Consider the following 25,404-nt stretch of genomic DNA (forward strand, 5'->3'; position numbering starts at 1 on the left):
TTTCGCTTTTTACCAACAGGCCTTTGCTATGGCGCCCACGGCTGCGCAATCTGCGTTACCGCAAACATTAATAGAAGTTTCCATTGCTGATCAGGTACTGCGCGTGTCCAGCGCCGGTATCTGCCACCTGTATCCGGTTTCCACGGCGCTTAATGGTGCCGGTGAACAGGAACATTCCGGTTGTACCCCCCGTGGCTGGCACCGTGTCCGTGCGGCTATTGGTGCCGGTTTGCCATTGAACACCGTATTTGTTGGCCGGCGCCCGACCGGTGAAATTTATTCGCCTGAACTGGCGCTACAGCAACCACAACGCGACTGGATTTTAACCCGCATTCTGTGGCTGCAGGGACTGGAAGTCGGCGTCAACCGTATGGGCAATGTCGATTCCATGCGCCGTTATATTTATATCCATGGCACACCGGACTCTGAACCTATGGGCCAGCCACTGTCTCATGGCTGTATCCGTATGCGTAACAGCGATATTGCTGAATTATTTGAACTGGTCAGTGCCGGTACGCCGGTGTGGATTCAGCCGCACAGTTTTTCGAGGATTCCATGCCGCAATCTGTAACACAGAATTTAAACCAGTGTATCGGTGTGGTTGCCGATATTGACGGTACAGAATTAACCGCTGCCGACCGGGAATTTTTATTACAGCCGGAAATCTGCGGGTTAATTTTTTTCGCGCGTAATTATCAGTCGCCGCAGCAGTTAAAGGCGCTGACCAGCGATATTCTCAGCCTGCGTCCGGATTTATTACTGTGCGTGGATCAGGAAGGCGGTCGCGTACAGCGTTTCCGCGAAGGCTTTACCCGTCTGCCGCCGATGCTGGCGCTGGAAAAAGAATATCAGCACAACAGCACAAAAGCGCTGACCCTGGCCCATGAACTGGGCTGGCTGATGGCCGCCGAGCTGCGTCAGCAGGGAGTGCATCTGAGCTTTGCGCCGGTGCTGGATATTGAAACCGATGTGTCGCAGGTGATTGGCGACCGTGCCTTTGGTCATGATGCAGATACCGTTATTGCGCTGGCTTCTGCTTTTGTACGTGGTATGAATGAGGCCGGCATGCTGGCGGTAGGTAAGCATTTTCCCGGTCACGGTGCCATTGCCGCAGACTCGCATCTGGCGCTGCCGGTGGACACTCGTTCGCGCATTGAACTGAATAACGATATCGAGCCTTTTCATGCGCTGATGTCGATGGGGCTGTTAAGCGGTATTATGCCCGCCCACGTGATTTATCCGGCGGTCGACAGTGACAATACCGCCGGTTTTTCTGCGCACTGGCTGCAGAATATTCTGCGCACCGAGCTGCAGTTTAATGGTGTGATTTTCAGTGATGATTTATCCATGGCCGGTGCGGCCAGTGTTGGCAGTTACGCCGAACGTGCCGGCTGTGCCATGCGTGCCGGTGCCAATGCGCTGTTGGTGTGTAATGACCGTTCGGCCGCGCAGCAAGTCATCCTTGCTGTACGTGAGCAATTGCAACAGCCGGGCTGGCAGACGCTGAGCCTTACCGGGTTGCAGGGAGCGGCAGACGATATGTCGGAAAACATGCTGGCCGAACGCCGCTCTGCGATCTTACCGCAGCTGGAAAAGCTGCGCTGAATACTGAATAACGGTGCCTTTAAAAACGCCGTCTGAATACGTTGGAATGATATGAGCATTAATAAAATAGCCATTATTGGTGGCACCGGTTTGACCCAACTCGAAGGTCCGGAAATTATCGTCAGCCATGATGTAAATACCGCACTGGGTCAGCCTTCATCGGCGGTTCAGGAAGGTCGCTGGAATGATAAAACCGTACTGTTTTTAGCGCGCCACGGACACCCGCATGCAGTGCCGCCGCATAAAATTAATTACCGTGCAAATTTACTGGCGCTGCAGGAGCAGGGTGCAGAGGCCATTATTGCGGTGAATGCCGTAGGTGGTATTCATCCGGCCATGCAATCCGGTGCAATTTCGGTTCCGCATCAGGTGGTTGATTACACCTGGGGGCGCGAGGGTACCTTTTTTGATGGTGAATTCCGCCCGCTGGATCATATCGACCTGACGCATCCCTACGATGAAAATCTGCGTCAGGCTTTAATTTCTGCCGCCGCCGATATTGCCTTGCCGGTGTGTGATTTTGGCGTGTACGCCGCGACTCAGGGCCCGCGTCTGGAGACCATCGCCGAAATTAACCGTCTGGAAAAAGACGGCTGTGATCTGGTGGGTATGACCGGTATGCCGGAAGCCGCTCTGGCGCGTGAACTGGGTATTCCCTATGCCAGTATCTGTCTGGTGGTTAATCCTGCAGCCGGTAAAAGCGAAGGAGAAATTACCATGGATGAAATCCGTGCAGTATTAAGTGGCGGTATGCAGCAGGTGCGTGATTTGCTGGCGGCGACGCTGAAGCGGATTTAAGACGTCATTTTTTGCTGAAACTGACAAATAAAAAAGCCCGGAATTTCCGGGCTTTTTTTATTTGGTATTTCTTATATCAGTGGGCCTCAACCGATACGGTAATGACTCTGCACAAAACCATTAGCGTAGCTTTTATTGGCAAGCAGGGTCAGCAGAGTATCGCAGTTCAGTTCGCCGAATAACGGAATCCCACGGCCCAGCAGCAGCGGAATGCGGGTCACGATCAGCTCGTTGAGCAATCCGGTGCGCAGAAACGACTGAATCAGGCGGCCGCCATCAATATAAAGTGAGTCTTCGCCTTCGCGCTGCAGGCGTTCGGTTAAGGTCAGTGGTGATTCGGCACTTAATTCTGCTTTATCCCGGTGTGTTTCCGGCAGGGCTTTAAGCGATTGGCTGAGCACAATCACGCGTGTGCCCTCATAGGGCCATTCACCAAAGGTGAGGACTTTTTCGAACGTATTGCGACCCATCACCAGGCAGCTGGTGCCGGCCATAAATTGCGCATAGCCGAAATCTTCTTCTGCGATGGTAAAGGCCGGATTTTCCAGCCAGTCGAGTGCACCATCCGGCCGGGCAATAAAACCATCCAGGCTGCAGGCGATAAAGGAGCGGATTTTCATGGTCGGCTTAAAGGTCTTCGGCACGTTCAACGGGAATAATTTTCAGCACAATGCCGAGCATCGGGTGATCAATGTAGTGCAGCTCGTTACTGCGCATACGGCGGCTCTGTTGTACCCGTGCGGCGCGGATTGGGGCTGGTAAATCAACCGCCATGGACGCTTCCATATCTGTCTGGGCCAGCAGGTCGCTGCGGTAATCGGCGCGGTTGTCGCTGGCGGGTAAGGTCAGCGCACTCAGTTCGGCCGGTTCGTGGATTTCGTATTGCTGTACCTGTAAGTCGGTATTGATATGCAGATAACGGCTGCGGTGCAGTTCAAAGTTGCCGGTCAGCTGAATATCCAGTTTGTCCTGCAGGCGCACATTCAGATTGTGGCGGATCGCCTGGCCTTCTTCCTGAATGGGTTCCACCCAGGCCTGATGCCAGATCACTTTCATATCACTGCGCTTATTAATGCGTTCGGCTTCATTGGCCATTTTCAGTTCTGCCAATGGCTGCAAAGGGGCAGGCCATTCCGCTTTCGGGATACGGGCAAAACCAAAGCCTGCAAATAATGCATTATGCAGTTGCTGGTAGCGTGCCGGACTCAGCCACCAGGCGTAGTCGGGTGTGGTATCCGCTTCGGTCTGCAAACTGCCTGATTCATTGTCCTCGCTGGCGCTGGTTTCCAGCACTTCAGGCCAGAGTTCCTGATCAATCAGGCTTTCGTCTTCATAAGCGACCAGGATCATTTCCACCCGATACCAGGGCGCGGCACTGGCCGATAAGGGCAGGGCAACAGAGCACAGAAGCAGAAAGGCACGGCAAAACAGCTGGCTCACAGATTAGGGTCCTTTTGTAATTCGGTTAATACCTGATCGATCTGGTTAAAGCGCTGATCGATACTGGTCATATTGAGGTTGAAACGCAAGGTATGACCACCTTCGAGTTTGAAGGTGCCGGATTTGCTTTGCACCAGTTTTACCAGTACGAAAGGGTTGATATTGGTTTCGGCGGCAAATTCAATGCGGCCACTTTGCTCGCCGGCATCCAGCTTGGCAATACCGAGGGGTGTCAGTTTCAGTTTTAATGAGGTCTGACGGAACAGGTTTTTGACGGCATCCGGCAACAGGCCGAAACGGTCGATCATTTCTACCTGCAGTTCTTTCAGCTCGTTGTCGTCGCGCGCGCTGGCAATGCGCTTGTACAGTGTCAGGCGACTGTTAACGTCGGGCAGATAATCCTGCGGAATCAGTGCCGGAATGTGCAGATTCACTTCGGCACCCTGATTCAGTGACAGATCAGCGGATGGGGTTTTACCGGATTTCATGGCTTTTACGGCCTGTTCCAGCATTTCCATATACAGGGTAAAACCGATGGTTTCGATCTGGCCGCTCTGTTCTTCACCGAGCAACTCGCCGGCGCCGCGGATTTCCAGATCGTGGGTGGCGAGCATAAAGCCGGCACCCAGATCCTGCGCGGCCGAAATGGCTTCGAGGCGTTTTTCGGCGTCTTTGGTCAGGGTTTTCGGCGGCGGAGTCAGCAGGTAAGCGTAGGCCTGATGGTGTGAGCGACCGACGCGGCCACGCAGCTGGTGCAGCTGGGCAAGACCGAATTTATCGGCGCGCTCAATAATAATGGTGTTGGCCGACGGTACGTCGATACCGGTTTCGATAATGGTGGTACACACCAGCACGTTAAACCGTTTGTGATAAAAATCGCCCATCACCCGTTCCAGCTCACGTTCGGACATCTGGCCGTGTGCGACCACCACGCGCGCTTCGGGAATGGCTTCGCTTAATTCGCGGGCGGTTTTCTCGATGCTTTTAACTTCATTGTGCAGGTAATAGACCTGACCGCCGCGCAGAATTTCACGCAGAACCGCTTCTTTAATGGTCGGTTCGTCATGCTGGCGCACAAAGGTTTTGACGCTTAGGCGCTTGGCCGGCGGTGTGGCGATAATGGACAAATCGCGGATGCTGGCCATGGCCATATTTAACGTACGCGGAATCGGCGTGGCGGTGAGGGTCAGAATATCCACTTCGGCACGCAGGGCTTTAATGCGCTCTTTCTGCTGCACACCAAAGCGGTGTTCTTCGTCGATAATCAGCAGACCGAGGTGATCGAATTTCACATCTTTCTGCAGCAGTTTATGGGTGCCGACAACAATGTCGGTTTTGCCTTCGAGCATACGGTCGAGGGCGGCCTGGGTTTCTTTGGCGGAATTAAAACGTGACAGCACGTCGACCTTAACCGGCCACTCGGCAAAGCGGTCGGCAAAATTCTGATAATGCTGCTGCGCCAGCAGGGTGGTGGGCACTAACACGGCCACCTGTTTGCCGCTCTGCACTGCCATAAAGGCTGCGCGCATGGCGACTTCGGTTTTACCGAAACCAACGTCACCACAGACCAGACGGTCCATGGGGCGTGGTGAGCACATATCGTTAATGACGGCATCGATGGCGGCCTGCTGATCCGGGGTTTCCTCAAACGGGAAACCGGCGGCAAAACGCTCGTACTCTTCATCCGGGCCGCTGAAAGCGAAGCCTTTACGCGCTTCACGGCGGGCATAAATATCCAGCAGTTCGGCGGCAGTATCGCGGATTTTTTCGGCGGCTTTACGTTTCGCCTGCGCCCATTTATCGGTGCCGAGTTTATTCAGTGGTGCGGCACCCTGTTCGGCGCCACCGTAGCGGGCAATTAAATGCAGGGCAGAAACCGGCACGTACAGTTTGGCGTTACCGGCGTATTCCAGTACCAGAAATTCATTCACCTGACCGCCGGCTTCCAGTGTCTGTAAGCCCTGATAGCGACCAACGCCGTGATCGAGGTGCACCACCGGCGCGCCGGGTTGCAGCTCTGACAGATCGCGGATGACCAGTTCAGAATCGGTTTTCTGTTTACTGCGGCGGCGGGTCTGGCGGATGCGCTGACCGAATAACTGATTTTCGGTAATGATGCTCAGCGTTTGCTGGCCGTCGCTGACGGTGACGCCATCATCAAGCGGGCCAACAATTAACCCCAGTGGCTCGCTGCCGGTAATAAAGTCAGTCCAGCCGTCTTGATCTTTCGGCCGCAGCTGAATGCGGCCGAGTAATTCTTTTAACGCTTCACGGCGACCGGCGGATTCGGCGCAGAACAGCACGCGCTGATCTTTGTTATCTGTCAGCCAGGTCTGCAGGCGCTGTAGCGGTTGCTCAAGGCGCGAATCAACGCTGATATCACTCAGCACCTGAGTATCGAAGTGCTGGCTGCCGGCGCGCTCCGGAGGTGCATCGGCCTGCCACTGAATACGCGGGAATTCGTTCAGGCCGGAAAATAACTGTTCGGCGGATAAAAACAACTGTGCCGGTGCCAGTACCGGACGCAGGCGGTCGTAGCGGCGGCTTTCGTAGCGCTGCTCGGCGTCTTTGCGGAACTGGTTGGCGGCCTGCTCCAGCCGGGCATCGTGAATCACCAGGGTTTTGCGCGGCAAATAGTCGAGAAAGCTGGCCAGATCTTCACTGAAAAACAGCGGCAGATAATATTCGATACCGGCCGGCGCAATGCCCTGAGAAACGTCGGTGTACACCGGGCAGGCTTTCGGGTCGTGCTCAAAAAAATCAAACCAGCGCGTTTTAAAGGTACGGATAGCACCGGTATTCAGCGGAAATTCACGCGCCGGCAGAATGCGGATGGACTCTACTTTATCCAGGGTGCGCTGGTTTTCCGGGTCGAAGGTACGCAGGGTTTCGATTTCGTCATCGAATAATTCGATACGGAAGGGTGTGTCCTGACCCATCGGAAAAATATCAATGATCGAACCGCGTACGGCAAATTCACCATGCTCGTAAACGGTATCGACACAATGGTAACCGGCTGATTCAAGCTGCAGGCGGGTATTGTCAACGTCAAAGCGCTGGCCGATATCGAGGGCAAAACTCTGGCCCTGATAAAAGCTGGCCGGTGGCAGACGGTGCAGCAGGGTGGTGACCGGCAGAATCAGCACGCCCTGTTTCAGGTCGTGCAGGCGGCTTAAGGTGGCAATCCGCTGGGAGACGATGTCCTGATGCGGCGAGAACACATCGTACGGCAGAATTTCCCAGTCGGGGAAATGCAGTACGGTCAGGTCGCTGGCAAAAAAGCGGATTTCTTCTTCCAGTCGTAATGCACTGGCCGGATCGGCACTGATCACCAGCGTCAGCCCCTGTTGCTGGCTGGCCGCACTGGCGATGGCCAGAGCCTGGCTGGCGCCATGCAGATTCCCCCAGAAGCGCCGCTCGGCGGCTTTGGCGGGTAGTTCCGGATGGAATGGGCTGACCATTCAGGCTCCTCAGGCAGTCAAAAAATAAGCGCGCTAGTGTAACCAAAGGGCAGGGGGCTGTTAAGGAACCTCTGCATAATGGCCGCCGCCGGGAAATGCGCTCAGGTTTGTGCATTGTCTGACATACAGGCATAATATGCGCCCCGAATTTGCCCACTGATTTTTACGGAAGGTGAACCCGTGAGCCAAGACATGCGCGAAGCCTGTTTGCAGGACTGGATGGACCGTGAAGCCATCGCCGAATCTATGATTCCTCTGGTTGGTACTATGTACCGCAAGAAGAACGTTGTGACTTCCATCTATGGTCGTCCTGTTATCAACCGTTCTGTTATCGATCTGCTGAAAGCGCACCGTTTTGTGCGTCATATGGAAAAGCAGGAACTGTCTGTACACGACACTTTCCCGGTTCTGGCTGCGCTGAGTGAGCTGGATGTGGGCCGTGCCCATGTGGATATCGGTAAGCTGGCGGTTAAATTCCGCGCTGAAGGCAATGGTCGTGACCTGAATACCTTCCTGCAGGATGAACTGGCTGACGTAATCGGCAAAGATCTGCCGGATGGCGAGAACCGTGATGTGGTTCTGTACGGCTTTGGCCGTATCGGTCGTCTGCTGGCCCGTATCTTGATTGAAAAATCCGGTGGCGGCCGTGGTCTGCGTCTGCGCGCTATCGTTGTGCGCCGCGGTAAAGGCGATGATCTGGTGAAGCGTGCTTCCCTGTTGCGTCGTGATTCTGTACACGGTACCTTCCGTGGCACCCTGACTGTGGATGCAGAAAATGAAGCGCTGATCGCCAACGGTAACTTCATCAAGATCATTTACGCTGGCAACCCGGCTGAAATCGATTACACCCAGTACGGCATCAAAAACGCGCTGGTTATCGATAACACTGGTGTATGGCGTGACGAAGCTGGCCTGGCTCAGCACCTGCAGGCTAAAGGTACTGCCCGTGTACTGCTGACTGCACCTGGTAAAGGCGATCTGAAAAACATCGTATACGGCATCAATCACGGTGATATCGAAGAGTCTGACAAAATTCTGTCTGCTGCTTCCTGTACCACCAATGCCATTACTCCGGTACTGAAAGTGATGGATGATGCTTATGGCATCAACAGCGGTCACGTTGAGACCGTTCACTCCTACACCAATGACCAGAACCTGATCGACAACTACCACAGTGGTGATCGTCGTGGTCGTTCTGCGCCACTGAACATGGTTATTACCGAAACCGGCGCTGCGAAAGCCGTTGCCAAGGCGCTGCCTGCTCTGAAAGGCAAGCTGACCGGTAATGCGATCCGTGTACCGACGCCAAACGTTTCTATGGCGATTCTGTCTCTGAACCTGAAGAAAGAAACCACGGTTGAAGAGCTGAACAACTACCTGCGTGAACAGTCTCTGCATTCTGCAGTGCAGAAACAGATCGACTGGGTGAACTCGCCTGAAGTGGTATCTACCGACTTCGTAGGTAACAGCCATGCCGGTATCGTGGACGCTAAAGCCACCATCGTTAACGGTAACCACGTTAACCTGTATGTGTGGTACGACAACGAGTACGGCTACAGCCGTCAGGTTGTGCGTATTGCTCAGCAGGTGTGTGGCGTTGAGTATCCGACTTTCCCTAAAGTGGTGTAAGCCAGCTTTAGCCGGATTGTGCATTAAATGCTCAATAAAAGAAGCCGCTGCAATCGCAGCGGCTTTTTTATTGGCTAAGCTTTAACCAGTTTTGCTGTGGCCGTACGGATAAGCCAAAAGGGGTAGTCAATTGCCGGGATGACCGGTGGATTAATCCGTTAGCGGTCATTATACTTAGCGCGATTTTTAACTTGGAAAATGAGTCCAAGTACTTGTTTCCTGTGTAAAAAGTGATCGAACGTACCGCAACCTTGGTGAGAGAGGGGGTGTTGTGCGTCTTTTTTTGCACGCCGGGAGCAACGACCTTGGAAGCAACAGTGATTAGGCGAGGCGTATGATCAATATCAGGAAGGGTCTCGACTTACCAATCACCGGAACTCCTGAACAAGTCATTTCTGCAGGGCGTGCCGTTACGCAAGTAGCTGTACTCGGAGCAGATTACGTTGGTATGAAGCCAACAATGGCAGTACAGGAAGGTGATCGAGTCAAGAAAGGCCAGGTGTTATTCACCGATAAAAAAACCGAAGGTGTTCAGTACACAGCTCCTGCTGCCGGCGTGGTAAAAGCCATTAACCGTGGCGAGCGTCGGGTATTCCAGTCCGTTGTTATCGATGTGGATGGCGCGGATGAAGAAACCTTCCAGAGTTATGCGCCGCAGCAGTTGTCATCGCTGTCTGCTGATGATGTTCAGGCGAATCTGGTGAATTCCGGATTGTGGACAGCACTGCGTACCCGTCCGTTTTCCCGCGTTCCTGCGCCGGGTTCACGTCCGCAGGCGGTTTTCGTCAATGCCATGGATACCAATCCACTGGCGGCGAACCCGGAGCTTGTGATTAATGAGCAGGCTGAAGCGTTCAAGAACGGTCTGACCGTGCTGAAGCAGCTGACTGAAGGTCCGTTGTTTGTCTGTAAAGCGCCGGGAGCCAATATCCCGACGGCTGGTGTTGAAACCACTGAAGAATTTGCCGGTCCGCACCCGGCAGGTCTGACCGGTACCCATATTCATACCCTGTTTGCCGTGAGTGCAGAGCGTGTGGTGTGGAGCATTGGTTATCAGGATGTGATTGCAGTGGGTCAGCTGTTTACCACCGGTAAACTGTACACTGACCGTGTGATCTCTCTGGCGGGTCCTCAGGTTAAGCAACCGCGTCTGGTCCGTACTCAGGTCGGTGCCAGTCTGGCACAGCTGACTGAGGGTGAGCTGGCCGATGGCGAGAACCGCATTATTTCCGGTTCTGTATTTGGTGGCCGTACCGCCACTGGCGAAAGTCAGTTCCTGGGTCGTTACCACAATCAGGTTTCCGTGCTGCGTGAAGGGCGTGAACGTCCGATGCTGCATTACCTGACCCCGGGTGCTAACCGCTTCTCCGTAATGCCTATCTACCTGTCCAAGTTGCTGAAGAAAACCTTTGCCTTCACCACCACGACCAATGGTTCTGAGCGTGCAATGGTACCGGTGGGCGCGTATGAGAAAATCATGCCGCTGGATATCCTGCCAACTCAGCTGCTGCGTGCGCTGATCGTTGAAGATATGGATACCGCCATCAATCTGGGCGCTCTGGAACTGGATGAAGAAGACCTGGCCCTGTGCAGCTTTGTTTGCCCGGGCAAATATGAATACGGTCCGATTCTGCGGAAAAATCTCACCCGAATTCAGGCGGAGGGTTAATCATGGGCTTGCGTAGTATGCTCGACAGCCTGGCACCCAAGTTTGAAAAGGGTGGCAAGTTTGAAAAAATGTATCCGCTGTATGAAGCGGTAGACACCGGTCTTTACTCACCACCAAACGTGACCAACAACACGGCTCACGTACGTGATGGTATCGACCTGAAGCGCATCATGATCACTGTGTGGTTGTGTACCTTCCCGGCTATGTTCTTTGGTATGTACAACATCGGTCTGCAGGCTAACGAAGCACTGGCTGCCGGTGCTGGTACTGCGATTGAAGGCTGGCGTGAAATGCTGATCGCTCTGCTGGGCGGCAGCGCTCATAACGCCGCCAGTATCTGGGACAACTTTGTCTTTGGTGCTGCCTACTTTCTTCCTGTGTATGCCGTTACCTTTATTGTTGGTGGCTTCTGGGAAGTGCTGTTCGCGACCATCCGCCGCCATGAAGTGAACGAAGGTTTCTTCGTTACTTCTGTACTCTTTGCTCTGACTCTGCCGCCAAGCATTCCGCTGTGGCAGGTGGCTCTGGGCATCAGTTTTGGTGTGGTGATCGGTAAGGAAATTTTCGGTGGTACCGGTAAAAACTTCCTTAACCCGGCGCTGACCGGCCGTGCATTCCTGTTCTTCGCTTACCCGGCCAATATGTCCGGTAATGCGGTATGGACTGCAGCCGATGGTTTCAGCGGTGCGACCGCTCTGAGTAACGCTGCAGAAGGTGGTGTGCAGAGCATCATCGACAACGGCGTCAGCTGGATGGATGCCTTTATCGGTACGATTCAGGGCTCTATGGGTGAAACCAGCACACTGGCGATTTTCATTGGTGGTGCTGTCCTGCTGGTGATGGGTATTGCCTCTGCGCGTATCGTTGCCGGTGTCATGATCGGTATGGTTGCCACCACGCTGCTGCTGAACGCTGTTGGTTCTGATACTAACCCGATGTTTGCACTGCCATGGTACTGGCATCTGGTTCTGGGTGGTTTTGCCTTCGGTATGATCTTTATGGCGACCGATCCGGTATCGGCTTCCATGACCAATAAAGGTAAGTGGTTCTTTGGTGCTCTGATCGGCTTTATGGTGGTAATGATCCGTGTGGTTAACCCGGCATTCCCTGAAGGCATGATGCTGGCGATTCTGTTTGCCAACCTGTTTGCACCTTTGATTGACCACTTCGTGGTTCAGGCAAATATTAAGCGGAGGACTGCCCGTGTCAGCCAATAATGACAGCATTCAGAAGACCCTGGTGGTCGCCATTCTGCTGTGTCTGGTGTGTTCCGTTATCGTAGCCGGGGCTGCGGTCGGACTGCGTCAGAAGCAGAACGAAAACAAAGCCAATGACAAGAAAGCCGCAGTACTGCAGGCGGCTGGCCTGTATCAGGCTGACGTGCCTGTTGCTGAACAGTTCAAACAGGTCACAACCCGTATTGTGAATCTGGAAGCCGGTCGTTTTGCGACCGAGTCTGAGCTGGATGAAATCCGTGCCGCTAACCTGAATCCGGATAACTTCGATCAGCGTAAGTCTTCCAAACTGCCTGCGCTGTCACGCAAGCTGTCTGGTGCTGAAGACAAGCCAAGTATCAAGCGTCTGGAGAAATACGCTGCGGTTTACATGGTTGAGAAAAACGGCACGATCGACACTCTGGTTCTGCCGGTCCATGGCTACGGTCTGTGGTCGACCCTGTATGGCTTTATCGCTCTTGAGGGCGATATGGAAACCATCGCTGGTCTCGGTTTCTACGCTCATGCAGAAACTCCGGGCCTGGGTGGTGAAGTCGACAATCCGAAGTGGAAAGGCATGTGGATTGGTAAAAAACTGCATAACGCCAAAGGCGAGCTTGCTATCACTGTTGTGAAAGGTAGTGCGGCCGAAGGCAACCTGAACCAGGTCGATGGTCTGTCCGGTGCGACTCTGACCAGTCGCGGTGTCGATAATCTGGTGAAATTCTGGGTTGGCGATATGGCGTTCGGCAAACTGCTGACTCAACTGAAAGGACAGGGGGCTTAATATGTCTGATATGAAAAATGTCCTGCTGGACCCGTTGTTTAATAAAAACCCGATTGCTGTGCAGATTCTGGGTGTGTGTTCTGCGCTGGCAGTAACCACCAGTCTGCAGGTTACGCTGGTGATGTGTATTGCACTGACCTCGGTAACTGCATTTTCGAACTTTGGTATCGCCCTGATCCGTAACCATATCCCGAACAATATCCGTATCATCGTGCAGATGATCATTATTGCCTCGCTGGTTATTGTGGTGGATCAGATCCTCAAGGCGTATGCCTATGACATCAGCAAGCAGCTGTCGGTATTCGTTGGTCTGATCATCACCAACTGTATCGTAATGGGCCGCGCTGAAGCCTTTGCCATGAAAAATGGTCCGGTGCTGAGCTTCTTCGATGGTATCGGTAACGGTCTGGGTTACTCGGTCGTGCTGATCACCGTTGGTACCATCCGTGAACTGTTTGGCGCCGGTAAACTGCTGGGCTTCGAAATTCTGCCGCTGATTCAGGATGGCGGCTGGTACCAGTCTAACGGTCTGCTGCTGCTGCCACCGTCAGCGTTTTTCATTATCGGTCTGTTTATCTGGGTACTGCGTACCTGGAAGAAAGATCAGGTGGAAACCGCAGAGTTCAAAATTCTGCCTAACACTGAGCATTCCGGAGGCCATTAATGGAACACTATATCAGTCTGTTCGTTAAGGCGGTCTTTGTTGAGAACATGGCGTTAGCCTTCTTCCTCGGCATGTGTACCTTCCTGGCGATTTCGAAAAAAATCCAGACCGCTATCGGCCTGGGTGTAGCGGTTATCGTGGTATTGGCGATCACTGTACCGGTTAACAACCTGATTTACGGTCTGCTGCTGAAAGAAGGCGCGCTGACCTGGATCAGCCCGGATTTCGCTACTGTCGATCTGAGCTTCTTAGGCCTGCTGACCTATATCGGTGTGATTGCGGCGATGGTACAGATTCTGGAAATGGTACTCGATAAGTACGTTCCGTCGCTGTACAACGCTCTGGGTGTGTTCCTGCCACTGATCACCGTTAACTGCGCCATTATGGGTGCGGTGCTGTTCATGGTTGAGCGTGACTACACCTTTGGTGAGAGTGCGGTATACGGTGTTGGTGCAGGTCTGGGCTGGGCCCTGGCGATTACTGCACTGGCCGGTATTCGTGAAAAGCTGAAATACAGTGACGTTCCTGCAGGTCTGCAGGGACTGGGCATCACCTTTATGACCGTTGGTCTGATGTCGCTGGGTTTCATGTCATTCTCTGGCGTGTCACTGTAAGGAGTCGGTATTTTGGATATTGAAATCATCCTCGGCGTTGTGATGTTTACCGTGATTGTATTGTCACTGGTATTCATCATTCTCGGCGCCCGTGCCAAGCTGGTCAGCTCTGGTAACGTAAAAATTCTGATCAATGGCGAGAAAACCATTGAAACGGAAGCCGGTGGTAAGCTGCTGCAAACCCTGGCTGCCAACAATATTTTCCTGTCCTCTGCCTGTGGTGGTGGCGGTACCTGTGCCCAGTGTAAGTGTGTGATTAAAAGCGGTGGTGGTGAAATGCTGCCAACGGAAGAGTCCCACTTCACTAAAGGTGAGGCCCGCGAAGGCTGGCGTCTGTCTTGTCAGGCACCGGTTAAGCAGGACATGGTGATTGAAGTTCCGGAAGAAGTGTTCGGCGTTAAGAAATGGGAAACCACCGTGGTTTCCAACCCTAACGTGGCAACCTTTATTAAAGAACTGACCCTGAAGCTGCCGGAAGGCGAAAGCGTAGACTTCCGTGCTGGTGGTTACGTTCAGCTGGAATGTCCTCCGTATGAAATCAATTTCTCTGATTTCGACATTCAGGAAGAATACCGTGGTGACTGGGAACGCTTTGGCTTCTTTGATCTGAAAGCGGTCAATAAAGAAGACACCATCCGTGCTTACTCCATGGCTAACTACCCGGAAGAGCGTGGTCTGGTGAAATTTAATATCCGTATTGCGACCCCACCTCCGGGCAGCAAGGGTATTAATCCGGGCATCATGTCTTCTTATGTCTTCAACCTGAAACCAGGTGACAAAGTAACCGTATACGGTCCGTTTGGTGAGTTCTTTGCCAAAGACACCGATGCCGAAATGGTGTTTATCGGTGGTGGTGCTGGTATGGCGCCGATGCGTTCACACATCTTCGATCAGCTGAAGCGTCTGGGTTCCAAGCGTAAGATCAGCTTCTGGTACGGTGCGCGTTCATTGCGTGAACTGTTCTATCAGGATGAATACGATCAGCTGGCGGCCGAGAACGATAACTTCGAATGGCATGTGGCTATGTCTGACCCGCAGCCTGAAGATAACTGGACAGGCCTGACCGGCTTTATCCATAACGTGCTGTACGAACAGTATCTGCGTGACCATCCGGCACCGGAAGACTGTGAGTTCTACATGTGTGGGCCTCCAATCATGAACCAGTCCGTGATCAACATGCTGCTGAGTCTGGGTGTTGAACCGGAAAATATCATGCTCGATGATTTCGGTGGCTGATCACCGGAACTCTGAAAAACCGCGCACTGCGCGGTTTTTTTATGCCTCTGGGAAGCAGGGCGTACAGATAGTGGCTCCTATAAGTATTTTTACTTTCACTTGTTCCTGATAGTAAATAATCTGAGGCTTGATTTTTATGGGACGCCAGTCCCTCTGCGCTTATGCTCCGTTTGCCGGGAATTCTGTACAGAAAACAGACAGACGGGATGATTTAGCGCAAGCCTTTACGTTCGCTGCGGTGCCGGAATAGCTACAATCAGGTATCATGTCACACAGATTTAACAGCCGGTCTGTATTCCGTGTTGTCTGTATATCCATAAAGAAAGAGCCTTATGAGCGATACCAATAATAAAGAAGTTGCCCCCATAAACTGGGTTCCTGCCATTATGTTCTCCGTAACGGGACTGGCCGCACTGACACTCGTGCCCTGGTACGGGATCACCTATGGCTACACGCTGGCAGCGCTGGTGTTTTATATCCTGCTGACTTCGGCAACTGAGCTTGCCATTACTGCGGGTTATCACCGTTTGTGGTCACACAATGCTTATGAAGCCCATTGGAGCCTGCGTCTCTGGTACGCGCTGTTCGGAGCCATGGCGCTGCAGAACACTATTCTGCACTGGAGTTCCGGCCACCGGGTTCACCATCGTCACGTTGATGATGTCGAGCTGGACCCATATTCCGCCAGACGTGGTCTGTGGTTTTCTCATATGGGCTGGATGGTTCGTCAGTATAAAAGCGGTGTAGTGAATTTCGACAACGTTAAAAACCTGATGAAAGATCCGATTGTGATGTGGCAATACAAGTACTACATCCCGATCGCCCTGGGCATGAATATTGGTATTCCGGTTGCCCTGGGTCTGATTTTTGATGATCTCTGGGGCATGATCCTGCTGGCCGGTGTACTGCGCATTGTGACCACACACCACTTTACCTTCTTTATTAATTCCATCGCGCACAAGTGGGGCTCACAGCCCTATACCGATGAAAACACTGCCCGCGATAATCATTTCTTTGCCTTTCTGACCTTTGGTGAGGGTTACCATAACTATCACCATATCTTTCAGACCGATTACCGTAATGGCATCAAATGGTGGCAGTGGGATCCGACAAAATGGCTGATCAAAAGCTGCTCTATGCTTGGGCTGGCGAAAAATCTGCGTGTAGTTCCGGATTTTAAAATTCAGCGTGCCAAACTGAAAATGCAGTTTAAGCGTGCTCAGGAGCGTCTGGCGAAATCGAAAAATTCCGACAAGTGGTCGCACCTGCTGGAAAAAGAATACGAAGAATTTAAAGTGATGCTGGCCGAATGGACTGAACTGCAGTCAGAAAAGTATCAGGAAACCCGTCGCCATTTGCAGGAAAAATGGGAGAAGGCAGCTCTGCATACGCGTTACAAAGAGTTGGAATACTCGCTGAAAATGCAGCAGAAGCGTCTGAAGTTATTGACGGCACAATTTACCACCGGTTAATTTTTTGACGCAATCCGTAGCGGATTAAAGGCTGTATTGTGACGAACCCTGCAGGTTTAAACTTGCAGGGTTTTTTATTGCCCCTTAATCACTGAAAATATATTTATCAGTAATTTGAATGGTCAATAGAAAATGAAACACTTTGGTTTGTATCTGTTTGTTTTTGCGTTAACGGCGTGTGGCGGTGGTGCTGGTGACTCTTCTGATGGCGGTGATCAGGGTGGTGACCTGGGTAACGGAACTCAGGCAATTGATTGCAGTGCCGATAAAAGTCAGAACTTAAGCATTCCGGTGCCTGAATATGCCGGCAGCTTTTCTGCCTACCAGGGTGGTTATTCCGGTTTTCCTGTTGGTGGTGGACTTGACCCTGAGAATCTTGTGGGCATGGCTCAGTTGGGTATTTTGCTTATGGTGTCGGGCAGCAATGAAGGAATAATGCACCCTGGCCCGCGCTGGACTAACGAGCAAGATCAGCCAACTAAATATCTGGACTACAGCCATGATGCCGAAGGTGAAATCTGGCTTTTCACACAAGATGGCTACGATGCTGAAAACGAGCTAAGTATCCGCATGGAGCAATCTGCAAATTGTGGTTACAACGAATACCAGTATGAAGATGGCCACCTTGTGCGCGCACTCGAATCTTCGAAATACGAATGGACGCTGAAGGGCTATACCGCAGGTGTGCAGGATAGCCTGATCGAAACGCAGATCAGCGCAGACCGCAGTGGCCGTACGGTAGCTGTCAGTCTTCCTGTAGATGGCGACCATCCGTACACCATCATGACTTGGGATAGTAATGGTGAAAATGTCCTGCTGAAATACTGTGAAACCGCAGCGGGCACTAACTGCGCATCGGCAACTGCTCCCTGACACCGGGCGCAGCTGCTTCCCTGACAGATCGGCCGATCTGTCATTGTTCAGTTTTCCGGCTTTCTGAAATACTGCGGTGATCATTCAATCACCGCAGCAGAGAGACTGTTATGTCCGAGCAACCGCACCCGCAACATCCCCCGCGCTTTGTTTATCTGGCAGAGCAGGGCCGGGGACGATCCCGCAAAATTGCCTGGGGGCTGAAGCTGCTGATGGGGAAGAAACCAAATCCTCCGGCAGAGCTGACCGACGCCGTTGCTGCCAGCTATTACCGCAGTGATGAGTTGGGTGATGCGGTCGCCGCTGAGCTTTTTGCCAATCCCGAGCTGCGTGCCGCAGGCATTCATCCGCAGCAGTTGCTGAAGAAAGCCATTCACGATGGCAGTCATATTCTCGATGACCGTACCCCCGCGCTGAAAGCGCTGCTGCAGCAGGCCGAGCAAACACCCGACTGGCTGGACGCTGACAAGCTGAGCCATGCCTGTGCCGTCATTCACCGCTGCGGCCGATTTGCTATGTACGCGCTGGGGGATTTCTCCTTACTGGGCGGTTATGCCAACAGCGATATCTCCAAGCCACTGGCTTTTACCGGCGCCCTGAGCGGCAACAGCTCGTTTGACCGAGTGTCGGAAACCACCTCGTTCTGGTTTGATGTCACCACGCCGGGAGGGCTGGAGCGGGGTGCGCCTGGTTACAGCGCTGCCGTGCATGTGCGCGTCATGCATGCGCTGGTGCGCCGGCGTTTACTGCAACACCCGGACTGGAACAGCGAAGAGTGGGGCCTGCCGATTAATCAGGGCGATGCACTGGCCACCAACGTGGCGTTTTCCATGATGATGATGACTGGCCTGAGTATGCTTGGCTGGCGTTTCAGTAACCGCGATCTGGAAGCCATACTGCATCTGTGGCGTTATGTGGCGTATCTGATGGGCGATGATATTGAACTGTTGCCGCAAAACCGTCAGCAGGGCATCGACTGGCTGTACATCATTGCCACCGGCAGCCGGGTAAACCCGGATGCTGACAGTCGCCAGCTGGCGGCGTCTTATCTGGAAAGTTTCCGCCAGGTGCCGGGCAGCCGTTTTTATCAGTACTTTGTTTACTGGTTTCACCGCAGTTACGCGACATTTTTTATTCCCGCAGACATTCGTCGCGCACTGGATTTACCGCGTACACCTTTGCTGGGTCTGTTGCCATTACTGCAGTTTCCGTTCTTGCGTCTGGCCGACATCATGGCGCGGGTTTCACCACGCTTTGACCGCTGGCTGCAGCAGTATGGCCGTAAGGGGCAGGCTTATATTGTGAACAGCAGGTTGCAGGGGCGGGCTGTCAGTTTTGCGGATAAGAAAACACTTACCCGCTGATTTTATACCGTTATCTATATGTGCCTGATGTTTTCAGCTGGTGTGTATTCAGTCGCCCGTTCAGGGGGCTGATGGGACACTCCGTATTGGTGGTGTTGGTGTGAAGAAGCGGCAAAACAGGGTAGTATTGCCGCCGCTTAATCGCGTATAAACGCCAACGAACACCCAATACCAGGAGGCCCTGATGGCAAATGTAGTAATTACCGGTGCAAACCGGGGAATTGGTCTGGAGCTGGCGAAGCTGTATGCCGCCCGCGGGGATTCCGTGACCGGTGTTTGCCGTGAAACCAGCGATGAGCTGGAAGATATTGCCGATCAGGTCATCAGTGGTATTGATCTGACCAACGATGAAAGCATTTTTGCGGTCACCAGTATTCTTGAACAATTACTGGAAGGCGAGCTGGATATTCTGATCAATAATGCTGGTCTGTTCTGTAACGAAACTCTGGAAGAAATGAATTTCGATACCATTCAGCAGCAGCTGGATATTAATGCTATTGTGCCGCTGAAACTGACCTGCGCTTTACTGCCATTTATGGGCGAAGGCAGCAAAATCGCCAATATTACCAGTCGTATGGGCTCTATTGCCGACAACACCTCCGGCAGTTATTACGGTTACCGCGCCTCCAAAGCAGCTCTTAATGCTTTTGGTAAATCGCTGGCCGTTGATCTGGAGCCGCGCGGCATCGCTGTAGCGCAGCTGCATCCGGGGTTTGTTCAGACCCGTATGGTTGGCTTTAATGGTGATATTACTCCGGCGCAGGCGGCAGAAGGTCTGGCAGCCCGTATTGATGAGCTGAATCTGTCCAACACGGGTGGTTTCTGGCATTCCAATGGCCAGCCCCTTCCCTGGTAACAACAGCGCATATTGATTCTGCTTTCTGCCGATATGGCAGAAAGCACACACAAATAACAGGAACAGAACATGTCTAACCGTCGTATCACCAAGAAATTCCACAATCGTTATCTGGCCGATTTTTTTGTTGAATGCAGCCAGGACCCGGAATGGGAAAAGAAACTGCGTGAACTGAAAATCGAAGACAAGCTGAACACCGTTGAGGCTGGTTTTCCGGCAGACTTTGCTGAGATTTTCCCGGAAACTCAGGGTCTGAACCTGCAGTACTGTATTGAGCGTATTACCCTGGCCGATGTACCCCGTGCAGCTTCCTGCTGGTGGCCAACCGATGAGAACACGCATTTTTATATGGCTTATCCGGCCGAATTCCCGCAAAGCTCTATCTATATGGCCATCGACTTTCCGGATGGTCATGAGAACTGCTGCGGCTGAGCAGGGTTTAACAGAGCGATGACTGTTTCAGTCACAGAGCCGGGCGCCATTAATGCAGACGTTTTAAAAGAACGTCTGCGTGCGCAGCGTGATCTGTTGAATGAGCTGCATTCGACCCGTCTGCACCGGGCATTAAGCTGGTTGCAGGCGGCACAGGCACAACAGGACGATGATGATCTGCGTTTTATCAGTGGCTGGATCGCCTTCAGTGCCTGTTGTTCGGTGGATGTTGGCGGTCAGCCGCTGGAAGATCAGCACGCCGTACAGCGTTTTGTGCAGCAGCTGGTCAGTTTTGATCAGCACAATAAAATCTACCATTGCCTCTGGCATCAGTATTCCGGGCCGGTTAAAGCCCTGCTGAAAAACCCTTTTGTGTTTGCGCCGTTCTGGGTCAGCCAGCGCGCCGGTAACGACGACTGGCGTAAAGCCTTTGATGAATCCTCAGTTGCCGCGCTGAATTGCTTAAGCCGCAAAAAAGTCCCCGAATTACTCACCATCGTACTCGACCGATTATTCGTTCTGCATAATCAGGTGGTGCGTGGCGGTGCGACTTATAAAAGCCGGGTTAACCGCGAGCAGGTAATCGACGGCGCCAATCTTCTGCAGACGCTGGTGCCGGTGTTTGTCGATATAATGCTGGAAGCCCAGCATCAGGACTGGGGCGAGTTAGCCTATCCGGTGGTCAGCAGCCCGGCCCCTTAATATTCTTTCTCCGTTATTCGTAAAGGACTCTATGAAATATCCGGATCTGTTTTTTAAACTCCCTCTGCTTGTTTTCGTATTTCTGTTGTCGGCCTGCGCTGCTCCGATGAATCAGCATATTAGCTATGACGCAGCTGAGCAGGCGCAAGCGCCGGTGGATGGTCGCCTGATCATCAAATCCGCATCGATGACCTTGGTAGTTGACGATATTGCCGCTGCATCGGCGGGTGTTAAGGCGGTACTGAACGAGGCTGAAGGGTATGTCGATTCGTCTTACGATGAAGGCGATAAAACCCGTCGTCTGTCGCTGCGTGTACCTGAGGTTCAGTTTGATAAAACCGTTCAGCGTCTGGGTACTCTGGGAGAGGTCAGCGATCAGAATATCCGCACCCAGGATGTCACCAGCGAGATTGTTGATTATGAAGCCAGACTGGCCAACCTGATTGCCCTGCGTGAACGCATGAAAGTGCTGCTCAACCGGGCAGAAAAAATCGAAGATATTCTGGTGATTGAAAAAGAAATCAGCCGCCTGCAGACCGAAATCGATACCTATGAAGGCCGCCGCAAAGTCCTGCGCCAGCAGGTCGCGCTGTCGGAAATCCGCGTAACGCTGGAAAAGAAAGTGACTCTGGGGCCGCTGGGTTATATCGGCTGGGGTTTGTATTGGGCTGTCAGTAAATTATTTGTGATTGAATAAAAAAGATAAACCGCTGCGGCTTGCCGCAGCGGTTTTTTTATTCAGCTGACAAAAGTCACTGCATCCTGCAGTGCAGCACGATCGGTGCGGGTTTTATTGGCATCCGCATTTTCATCGGCATAACCGAACGACATACCGAACAGCACACCACGACCTTGCGGTAATTCAAGGAATTCATGCACCGGCTGCGGGAATTGTCCCAGCGCGCCCTGCATACAGCTGTCGATGCCGCGTTCTTTCAGCAGCAGTGTTAACGTCTGCGCATAAATACCCACATCAACCGCACCCATAATATCGAGATAGGTGTCCATGGTGAAAAAAGCCACGTGTGGTGCATCAAAAAATGCCCAGTTACGCAGCATCGCCATATTGCGTTTCATCTTGTCTTCACGGGCAATACCCATCGAGCTGTACAGCGCATTGGCTGAACCGAACTGACGCTCGCGGTGAATGCCTTCGTAAGCGACCTTCCAGTTAAAATCCGGCTCCGGTTGTTGTTGCTTCATGACCGTGCCGATTAACAGGTTTTTCAGCTGATCTTTTTTCGCACCGGATACCACATAGGTCTGCCAGGGCTGAACATTACAGTTGGATGGCGCGCGCTGAGCGGCGGTAAATACTTCTTCGAGGATGCTTTGCTCAACCGGATCTTTTTTAAAAGCACGGACAGAGTAGCGGGAATTAAGGATTTCGCTCAGGGACATCGTTCAGTCTCTTATTATCAGTGAATACACCGACCCGATGTTAGCAGTGAACGCGTTTTCCGGGCAGGGCAGATGTGCCAGAAAAGGAGTCAGATAAAGACAGTAACTGAGAGGGAGCTGCAGGGTAAGACGGAGAGCAGGGCGGGGATGATAACGGAGAAGCCCACGGCGGCGCAGTGCCGCCGCAGGCCTTATTTTTTATGCTTCAGGGCAGCGGCTCAGAGACTGGCCTGCAGTGCCTGAATAAAACGCTGCTGCAGGGCTGCATCGCGGTTGCCACTGGCATTCAGCCAGCGTTCAACCAGTTGCTGACGTTCCTGCGCCGGGGTCAGACCTTTACCTAAGCCTTCGGCCAGACGCTGAACCTGCAGTGCCATACGGCGTGCTTTATCGGCGTCGGCGCTGTCGCTGTCGGCCAGAATCTCCATCAGGATGCATAAATCCTGCGCGCTCTCATCGGCTTTGTCGCTGTTTTCACGGGCCTGACTGAACAGTGCTTCGTCGTAGCCCTGTGGCAGGGCAGCACTGCTGGCTTCTGCCCATTGCGCATCGTCGGCGCCGAGGTTCTGCAGACGGCTGATCAGGCCGGCCCAGCGTGCCTGTTCGGCCTGTTTCTGCTGCTGCTGGCGCAGGTCCTGCAGTTGCTGCTCGTGGTCCTGCAGCTGTTTGCTCAGGCGCTGATGGGCGCTGCGCGGCAGCTCCAGTGCTGAAAACTGTTGTTTGATGTCGGCCAGGGCTTCACGCAGTTGTGGTAATTGCGCTTCGCTGGCACCGTTCAGCAGTTCAGCGGCCTGTTGCACCAGTGCCTCGGCGTTGCTGATAACCTGTTCGAGCTGTGCCTTACGTTCGGCTTTGCTTTCGTCCAGACGGGCAAACACCGCATCGCAGTGGCTGCGGAACTGCTTCCACAGTTTCTGATCCGGATTACGGGGCGTAACGCCAATCGCTTTCCATTGCTGTTGCAGCTGTTTGACCTGATCAATGGCGCCGCTCAGATCGTCCTGCTCAATCAGTGCTGCGGCATTATCTACCAGTGCCTGTTTGGCCTGCAGATTGCGGTCATATTCGGCTTTCAGGTGACCATAAATGGCATCACAGGCCTGCTGGAAAGCTTCCTGAGTGCTCTTATGGGCATTACGTTCTACCGGTGAATACTGGCGGAAGGTTTCACGCGCGGCATCCAGTGTTTTCTGTACGGTTTTCCAGTCGGCGTTGCTCCAGTCCATCGCCGCTTCGTAACTGAGCAGCTCGGCGGTCAGTTGCTGGCGCAGCTCAACGTTGCGGTTACGCTGTTCGGCAATGGCGGCAAAATGGGCACGGCAAGGCTCGAAAGCCTGATCGCCGGCGGCCTGAAAACGCTCCCACAGTGCCTGATCGGCCGGTGCGTGGCCGAGGGTTTTCCACTCTTCCTGCAGGGCGTGAATTTTGTCGGCCAGAATACCGGCATCAATATCGGCATTGATCAGGGCTTCCATGGCACTGACCAGCGCTTCTTTTTTCGGTGTGGTGGCAAAGCCCTGCCAGTCGCGCATTTCCTGCAGACGGGCGCTGAGGCTGCGGTACTGACGCTGAGCGCTTTGCGCAGCCTGGCTGTCTACCTGACGCAGATTCTGCTGTACCTGCTGACTGAGGCGACCGGCGTCTTTCAGCTGACCATCGTTCAGCGCCTGTTCCAGTGCACTCAGCTGCTGGTCGAGGGTATTCAGCCGCGCCTGTTGTTGCTGTTGCAGCTGCGCCAGGGCCGCTTCGGCCTGCTGCTGTTTGTTGTGAATGGTATTCAGCCAGGCCGGGGCCGGTAAGGCTTGTGGCCAGGCCAGTTGCTTCAGCCATTGCTGCGCCTGCTTGGCGGTATTTTTCAGGCCGTTCATATCATCGGCTAAGGCTGTATCCAGCCACTTCTGCAGTCTTTCCTGCTGCGCGCTGTAATGCTGATTGGCCGATTGCAGAGCCAGTAACTGTTGCAGCTGATTTTCAAAGCGGCGTGCCTGTTCTGCGGCGGGTTTGTGCTGATGAAAGGCCTGATCCCAGTCCTGCTGCAGCTGCTGTAAGGCGGCGCTGATATCTGTTTGTGGCTCAGCGGCGGCATCTTCAGCCAGCTGACTCAGGCGCTGCAGCAGTTGTTCCTGCTGGCTTGCGGCTTCGCTGGCAGCAGCACGGGCGGCCGCCTGACGCTGTTCTTCTTCGGCGTGGGCGCTGAGCAGGGCATTGGCCTGAGCCAGTTCGGCATTGATGCTGGCGGCAGTTGTGGTGTCAGCCTGAGCCTGCAGTTCCTGCCATTGTTTGTTCAGCAGTTGCAACTTGCCGTTAAATTCCGGGTGATAGCCGACCTTGTTCAGATATTTCGCCTGCGCCAGCAGGTTATCGATGGCATCGGTCTGCGCCTGACGTTCCTGTTGTACGGCTTTGTGAGCGGCCAGGCGGTCTTTGCACAGACGGTAAATCGCTTTGTCTTTGCCCTGCGCGTGATCCAGCAATTGTTGCAGCAGTTCCGGGCTGTCGATACCTTCAGCGGCGGCCAGACGCACTTTGGCAACGGCGTGGGTGCGCGCCAGTTGCAGGCGTTCCTGTTCGTCGCTGATGTGGGCAATGGCTTGCAGACGCAGTTCGTTGTCGTCGGTCAGGCCGGCAATCTGCACTAACAAACGCGAATCCTGAATCTGGCTCAGGTCGTTGTTGGCTGGCAGCAGCTGGGTCAGCAGACGGCTGCGGGCGGCCTGACGCACATCGTCACGGGCGCTGTGCAGCAGTTGCTCAAGGGCGCTGTGCTGATCAATGCGGGCAATGGCCAGCTGACGCAGCTCAGCCTGGGATTCGTTGTTAACGAAGGTGATCAGTTGGTCGGGTGATTTAAGATCCTGCAGCGCCTGTCGGCGTACTTCGGGGTTTGCATCCTGCCACTTCTCAATCCGTACTTTGGGTCTGAAAAACTTCTTGAATAACGCCATCGGGATTCCGTCCAAACTGTCACAAAAAAAAGCGCGGTCATTGTACCCTTCGCACCTGAATAGGGAAGGGCTGTTATTCGCAGAAAGCGCGCTCAGTGGCGCAAGACGATTGAAAACAGCTGTGATAAAGTTCAGCCCGGTCGGTTGCCTTATGGTTGGCACGGCTGTGGCACAAGGCGTTGTCGGCATTAAAGGACGTGCACCGCGCAGGCATCGCTGGTTAAAACAATAAGAAAATCACC

Annotated in this window: 22 protein-coding genes; 17 read left to right on the forward strand and 5 right to left on the reverse strand. The window is 53.4% G+C overall.

Translation table 11 applies throughout. The features are described 5' to 3' along the window. Positions 1-28: 28 nt before the first annotated feature. The 3 genes from LGT44_RS14270 to LGT44_RS14280 are packed head-to-tail and all read left to right on the forward strand — an operon-like array spanning position 29 to position 2,403. Positions 29-571: a L,D-transpeptidase gene (locus LGT44_RS14270; RefSeq protein ID WP_230331420.1), complete on the forward strand. Its 543-nt coding sequence runs from the start codon at positions 29-31 to the stop codon at positions 569-571. Continuing rightward, the gene (gene nagZ, locus LGT44_RS14275) at positions 556-1,605 is read left to right on the forward strand and encodes a beta-N-acetylhexosaminidase (RefSeq protein WP_230331419.1); all 1,050 of its coding nucleotides are present in this window, start codon (positions 556-558) and stop codon (positions 1,603-1,605) included. Before LGT44_RS14270 ends, nagZ begins: the two co-directional genes overlap by 16 nt. Before the next feature lie 51 nt (positions 1,606-1,656). Continuing rightward, complete coding sequence (locus tag LGT44_RS14280) at positions 1,657-2,403, forward strand: S-methyl-5'-thioinosine phosphorylase (protein ID WP_230331418.1); 747 nt, start codon at positions 1,657-1,659, stop codon at positions 2,401-2,403. An 86-nt stretch (positions 2,404-2,489) separates the two neighbouring features. Here the strand turns inward: LGT44_RS14280 and LGT44_RS14285 are convergent, their stop codons facing one another. From LGT44_RS14285 to mfd, 3 genes are read right to left on the reverse strand one after another with little or no spacing between them, the layout of a single operon-like run. After that, a complete protein-coding gene (locus LGT44_RS14285) occupies positions 2,490-3,023 on the reverse strand; it encodes a dihydrofolate reductase family protein (protein ID WP_145470439.1) in 534 nt (177 codons plus the stop codon). A gap of 7 nt (positions 3,024-3,030) precedes the next feature. Then, a complete protein-coding gene (locus LGT44_RS14290; RefSeq protein WP_230331417.1) occupies positions 3,031-3,843 on the reverse strand; it encodes a CsiV family protein in 813 nt (270 codons plus the stop codon). Continuing rightward, positions 3,840-7,304 carry a transcription-repair coupling factor gene (gene mfd / locus LGT44_RS14295; RefSeq protein ID WP_230331416.1) on the reverse strand — a complete coding sequence of 1,155 codons (3,465 nt, stop codon included), beginning with the start codon at positions 7,302-7,304 and terminating at the stop codon, positions 3,840-3,842. Before mfd ends, LGT44_RS14290 begins: the two co-directional genes overlap by 4 nt. 180 nt (positions 7,305-7,484) lie before the next feature. Here mfd and LGT44_RS14300 point away from each other — a divergent pair, with 180 nt between their 5' ends. The 14 genes from LGT44_RS14300 to LGT44_RS14365 all read left to right on the forward strand — a co-directional run bounded on the left by LGT44_RS14300 (position 7,485) and on the right by LGT44_RS14365 (position 21,513). Then, positions 7,485-8,933, forward strand: a complete 1,449-nt coding sequence (locus LGT44_RS14300) for a glyceraldehyde-3-phosphate dehydrogenase (RefSeq protein ID WP_230331415.1) — start codon at positions 7,485-7,487, stop codon at positions 8,931-8,933. Between the two features lie 334 nt (positions 8,934-9,267). Continuing rightward, the gene (locus tag LGT44_RS14305) at positions 9,268-10,602 is read left to right on the forward strand and encodes a Na(+)-translocating NADH-quinone reductase subunit A (RefSeq protein WP_230331414.1); all 1,335 of its coding nucleotides are present in this window, start codon (positions 9,268-9,270) and stop codon (positions 10,600-10,602) included. A 2-nt stretch (positions 10,603-10,604) separates the two neighbouring features. Beyond that, the gene (locus tag LGT44_RS14310; RefSeq protein WP_145470445.1) at positions 10,605-11,819 is read left to right on the forward strand and encodes an NADH:ubiquinone reductase (Na(+)-transporting) subunit B; all 1,215 of its coding nucleotides are present in this window, start codon (positions 10,605-10,607) and stop codon (positions 11,817-11,819) included. Continuing rightward, on the forward strand, positions 11,806-12,603 hold the full coding sequence (locus LGT44_RS14315) for a Na(+)-translocating NADH-quinone reductase subunit C (RefSeq protein WP_145470446.1): 798 nt from the start codon (positions 11,806-11,808) through the stop codon (positions 12,601-12,603). Before LGT44_RS14310 ends, LGT44_RS14315 begins: the two co-directional genes overlap by 14 nt. Before the next feature lies 1 nt (position 12,604). After that, a complete protein-coding gene (locus tag LGT44_RS14320; RefSeq protein WP_145470448.1) occupies positions 12,605-13,267 on the forward strand; it encodes an NADH:ubiquinone reductase (Na(+)-transporting) subunit D in 663 nt (220 codons plus the stop codon). Further along, on the forward strand, positions 13,267-13,881 hold the full coding sequence (gene nqrE, locus LGT44_RS14325) for an NADH:ubiquinone reductase (Na(+)-transporting) subunit E (protein WP_145470449.1): 615 nt from the start codon (positions 13,267-13,269) through the stop codon (positions 13,879-13,881). The genes LGT44_RS14320 and nqrE overlap by 1 nt, the downstream gene beginning before the upstream one ends. Before the next feature lie 12 nt (positions 13,882-13,893). After that, positions 13,894-15,117, forward strand: coding sequence for an NADH:ubiquinone reductase (Na(+)-transporting) subunit F (gene nqrF, locus LGT44_RS14330; protein WP_145470451.1), 1,224 nt, complete (start codon positions 13,894-13,896; stop codon positions 15,115-15,117). 332 nt (positions 15,118-15,449) lie between these two features. After that, the gene (locus LGT44_RS14335) at positions 15,450-16,589 is read left to right on the forward strand and encodes an acyl-CoA desaturase (RefSeq protein WP_145470452.1); all 1,140 of its coding nucleotides are present in this window, start codon (positions 15,450-15,452) and stop codon (positions 16,587-16,589) included. A 132-nt stretch (positions 16,590-16,721) separates the two neighbouring features. Continuing rightward, complete coding sequence (locus LGT44_RS14340; protein WP_230331413.1) at positions 16,722-17,462, forward strand: hypothetical protein; 741 nt, start codon at positions 16,722-16,724, stop codon at positions 17,460-17,462. A gap of 110 nt (positions 17,463-17,572) precedes the next feature. After that, a complete protein-coding gene (locus LGT44_RS14345) occupies positions 17,573-18,826 on the forward strand; it encodes an oxygenase MpaB family protein (RefSeq protein ID WP_230331412.1) in 1,254 nt (417 codons plus the stop codon). A 184-nt stretch (positions 18,827-19,010) separates the two neighbouring features. Continuing rightward, positions 19,011-19,682 (forward strand): SDR family oxidoreductase, encoded by a 672-nt coding sequence (locus LGT44_RS14350; protein ID WP_145470457.1) that lies wholly within the window; start codon positions 19,011-19,013, stop codon positions 19,680-19,682. A 69-nt stretch (positions 19,683-19,751) separates the two neighbouring features. Next, positions 19,752-20,114, forward strand: coding sequence for a hypothetical protein (locus tag LGT44_RS14355; protein ID WP_230331411.1), 363 nt, complete (start codon positions 19,752-19,754; stop codon positions 20,112-20,114). Positions 20,115-20,132: 18 nt separating this feature from the next. Then, a complete protein-coding gene (locus LGT44_RS14360; RefSeq protein ID WP_145470460.1) occupies positions 20,133-20,816 on the forward strand; it encodes a hypothetical protein in 684 nt (227 codons plus the stop codon). A gap of 106 nt (positions 20,817-20,922) precedes the next feature. After that, the gene (locus LGT44_RS14365) at positions 20,923-21,513 is read left to right on the forward strand and encodes a DUF4349 domain-containing protein (RefSeq protein WP_230331410.1); all 591 of its coding nucleotides are present in this window, start codon (positions 20,923-20,925) and stop codon (positions 21,511-21,513) included. A 41-nt stretch (positions 21,514-21,554) separates the two neighbouring features. Here the strand turns inward: LGT44_RS14365 and LGT44_RS14370 are convergent, their stop codons facing one another. Together LGT44_RS14370 and LGT44_RS14375 are read right to left on the reverse strand one after the other, a co-directional pair. Then, positions 21,555-22,217, reverse strand: a complete 663-nt coding sequence (locus LGT44_RS14370; protein ID WP_225690649.1) for a nitroreductase family protein — start codon at positions 22,215-22,217, stop codon at positions 21,555-21,557. 218 nt (positions 22,218-22,435) lie between these two features. Then, positions 22,436-25,162, reverse strand: coding sequence for a DUF349 domain-containing protein (locus LGT44_RS14375; RefSeq protein WP_230331409.1), 2,727 nt, complete (start codon positions 25,160-25,162; stop codon positions 22,436-22,438). Positions 25,163-25,404: the final 242 nt, after the last annotated feature.

Origin of the sequence: Thalassolituus alkanivorans (assembly GCF_020447205.1) — a bacterium.
Classification (GTDB): Bacteria; Pseudomonadota; Gammaproteobacteria; order Pseudomonadales; family Oceanobacteraceae; genus Venatoribacter; species Venatoribacter alkanivorans.

Excerpts from the sequence above, each read along its gene's own strand:
- LGT44_RS14340 (WP_230331413.1), top strand. The coding sequence starts at position 16,722 with ATGAAACACTTTGGTTTGTATCTGTTTGTTTTTGCGTTAACGGCGTGT.
- LGT44_RS14365 (WP_230331410.1), top strand. The coding sequence starts at position 20,923 with ATGAATCAGCATATTAGCTATGACGCAGCTGAGCAGGCGCAAGCGCCG.
- LGT44_RS14280 (WP_230331418.1), top strand. The coding sequence starts at position 1,657 with ATGAGCATTAATAAAATAGCCATTATTGGTGGCACCGGTTTGACCCAA.
- LGT44_RS14345 (WP_230331412.1), top strand. The coding sequence starts at position 17,573 with ATGTCCGAGCAACCGCACCCGCAACATCCCCCGCGCTTTGTTTATCTG.
- LGT44_RS14350 (WP_145470457.1), top strand. The coding sequence starts at position 19,011 with ATGGCAAATGTAGTAATTACCGGTGCAAACCGGGGAATTGGTCTGGAG.
- LGT44_RS14335 (WP_145470452.1), top strand. The coding sequence starts at position 15,450 with ATGAGCGATACCAATAATAAAGAAGTTGCCCCCATAAACTGGGTTCCT.
- LGT44_RS14320 (WP_145470448.1), top strand. The coding sequence starts at position 12,605 with ATGTCTGATATGAAAAATGTCCTGCTGGACCCGTTGTTTAATAAAAAC.
- nqrE (WP_145470449.1), top strand. The coding sequence starts at position 13,267 with ATGGAACACTATATCAGTCTGTTCGTTAAGGCGGTCTTTGTTGAGAAC.
- LGT44_RS14310 (WP_145470445.1), top strand. The coding sequence starts at position 10,605 with ATGGGCTTGCGTAGTATGCTCGACAGCCTGGCACCCAAGTTTGAAAAG.
- LGT44_RS14360 (WP_145470460.1), top strand. The coding sequence starts at position 20,133 with ATGACTGTTTCAGTCACAGAGCCGGGCGCCATTAATGCAGACGTTTTA.
- LGT44_RS14370 (WP_225690649.1), bottom strand. The coding sequence starts at position 22,217 with ATGTCCCTGAGCGAAATCCTTAATTCCCGCTACTCTGTCCGTGCTTTT.
- LGT44_RS14355 (WP_230331411.1), top strand. The coding sequence starts at position 19,752 with ATGTCTAACCGTCGTATCACCAAGAAATTCCACAATCGTTATCTGGCC.
- nagZ (WP_230331419.1), top strand. The coding sequence starts at position 556 with ATGCCGCAATCTGTAACACAGAATTTAAACCAGTGTATCGGTGTGGTT.
- LGT44_RS14305 (WP_230331414.1), top strand. The coding sequence starts at position 9,268 with ATGATCAATATCAGGAAGGGTCTCGACTTACCAATCACCGGAACTCCT.
- mfd (WP_230331416.1), bottom strand. The coding sequence starts at position 7,304 with ATGGTCAGCCCATTCCATCCGGAACTACCCGCCAAAGCCGCCGAGCGG.
- LGT44_RS14375 (WP_230331409.1), bottom strand. The coding sequence starts at position 25,162 with ATGGCGTTATTCAAGAAGTTTTTCAGACCCAAAGTACGGATTGAGAAG.
- LGT44_RS14270 (WP_230331420.1), top strand. The coding sequence starts at position 29 with ATGGCGCCCACGGCTGCGCAATCTGCGTTACCGCAAACATTAATAGAA.
- LGT44_RS14285 (WP_145470439.1), bottom strand. The coding sequence starts at position 3,023 with ATGAAAATCCGCTCCTTTATCGCCTGCAGCCTGGATGGTTTTATTGCC.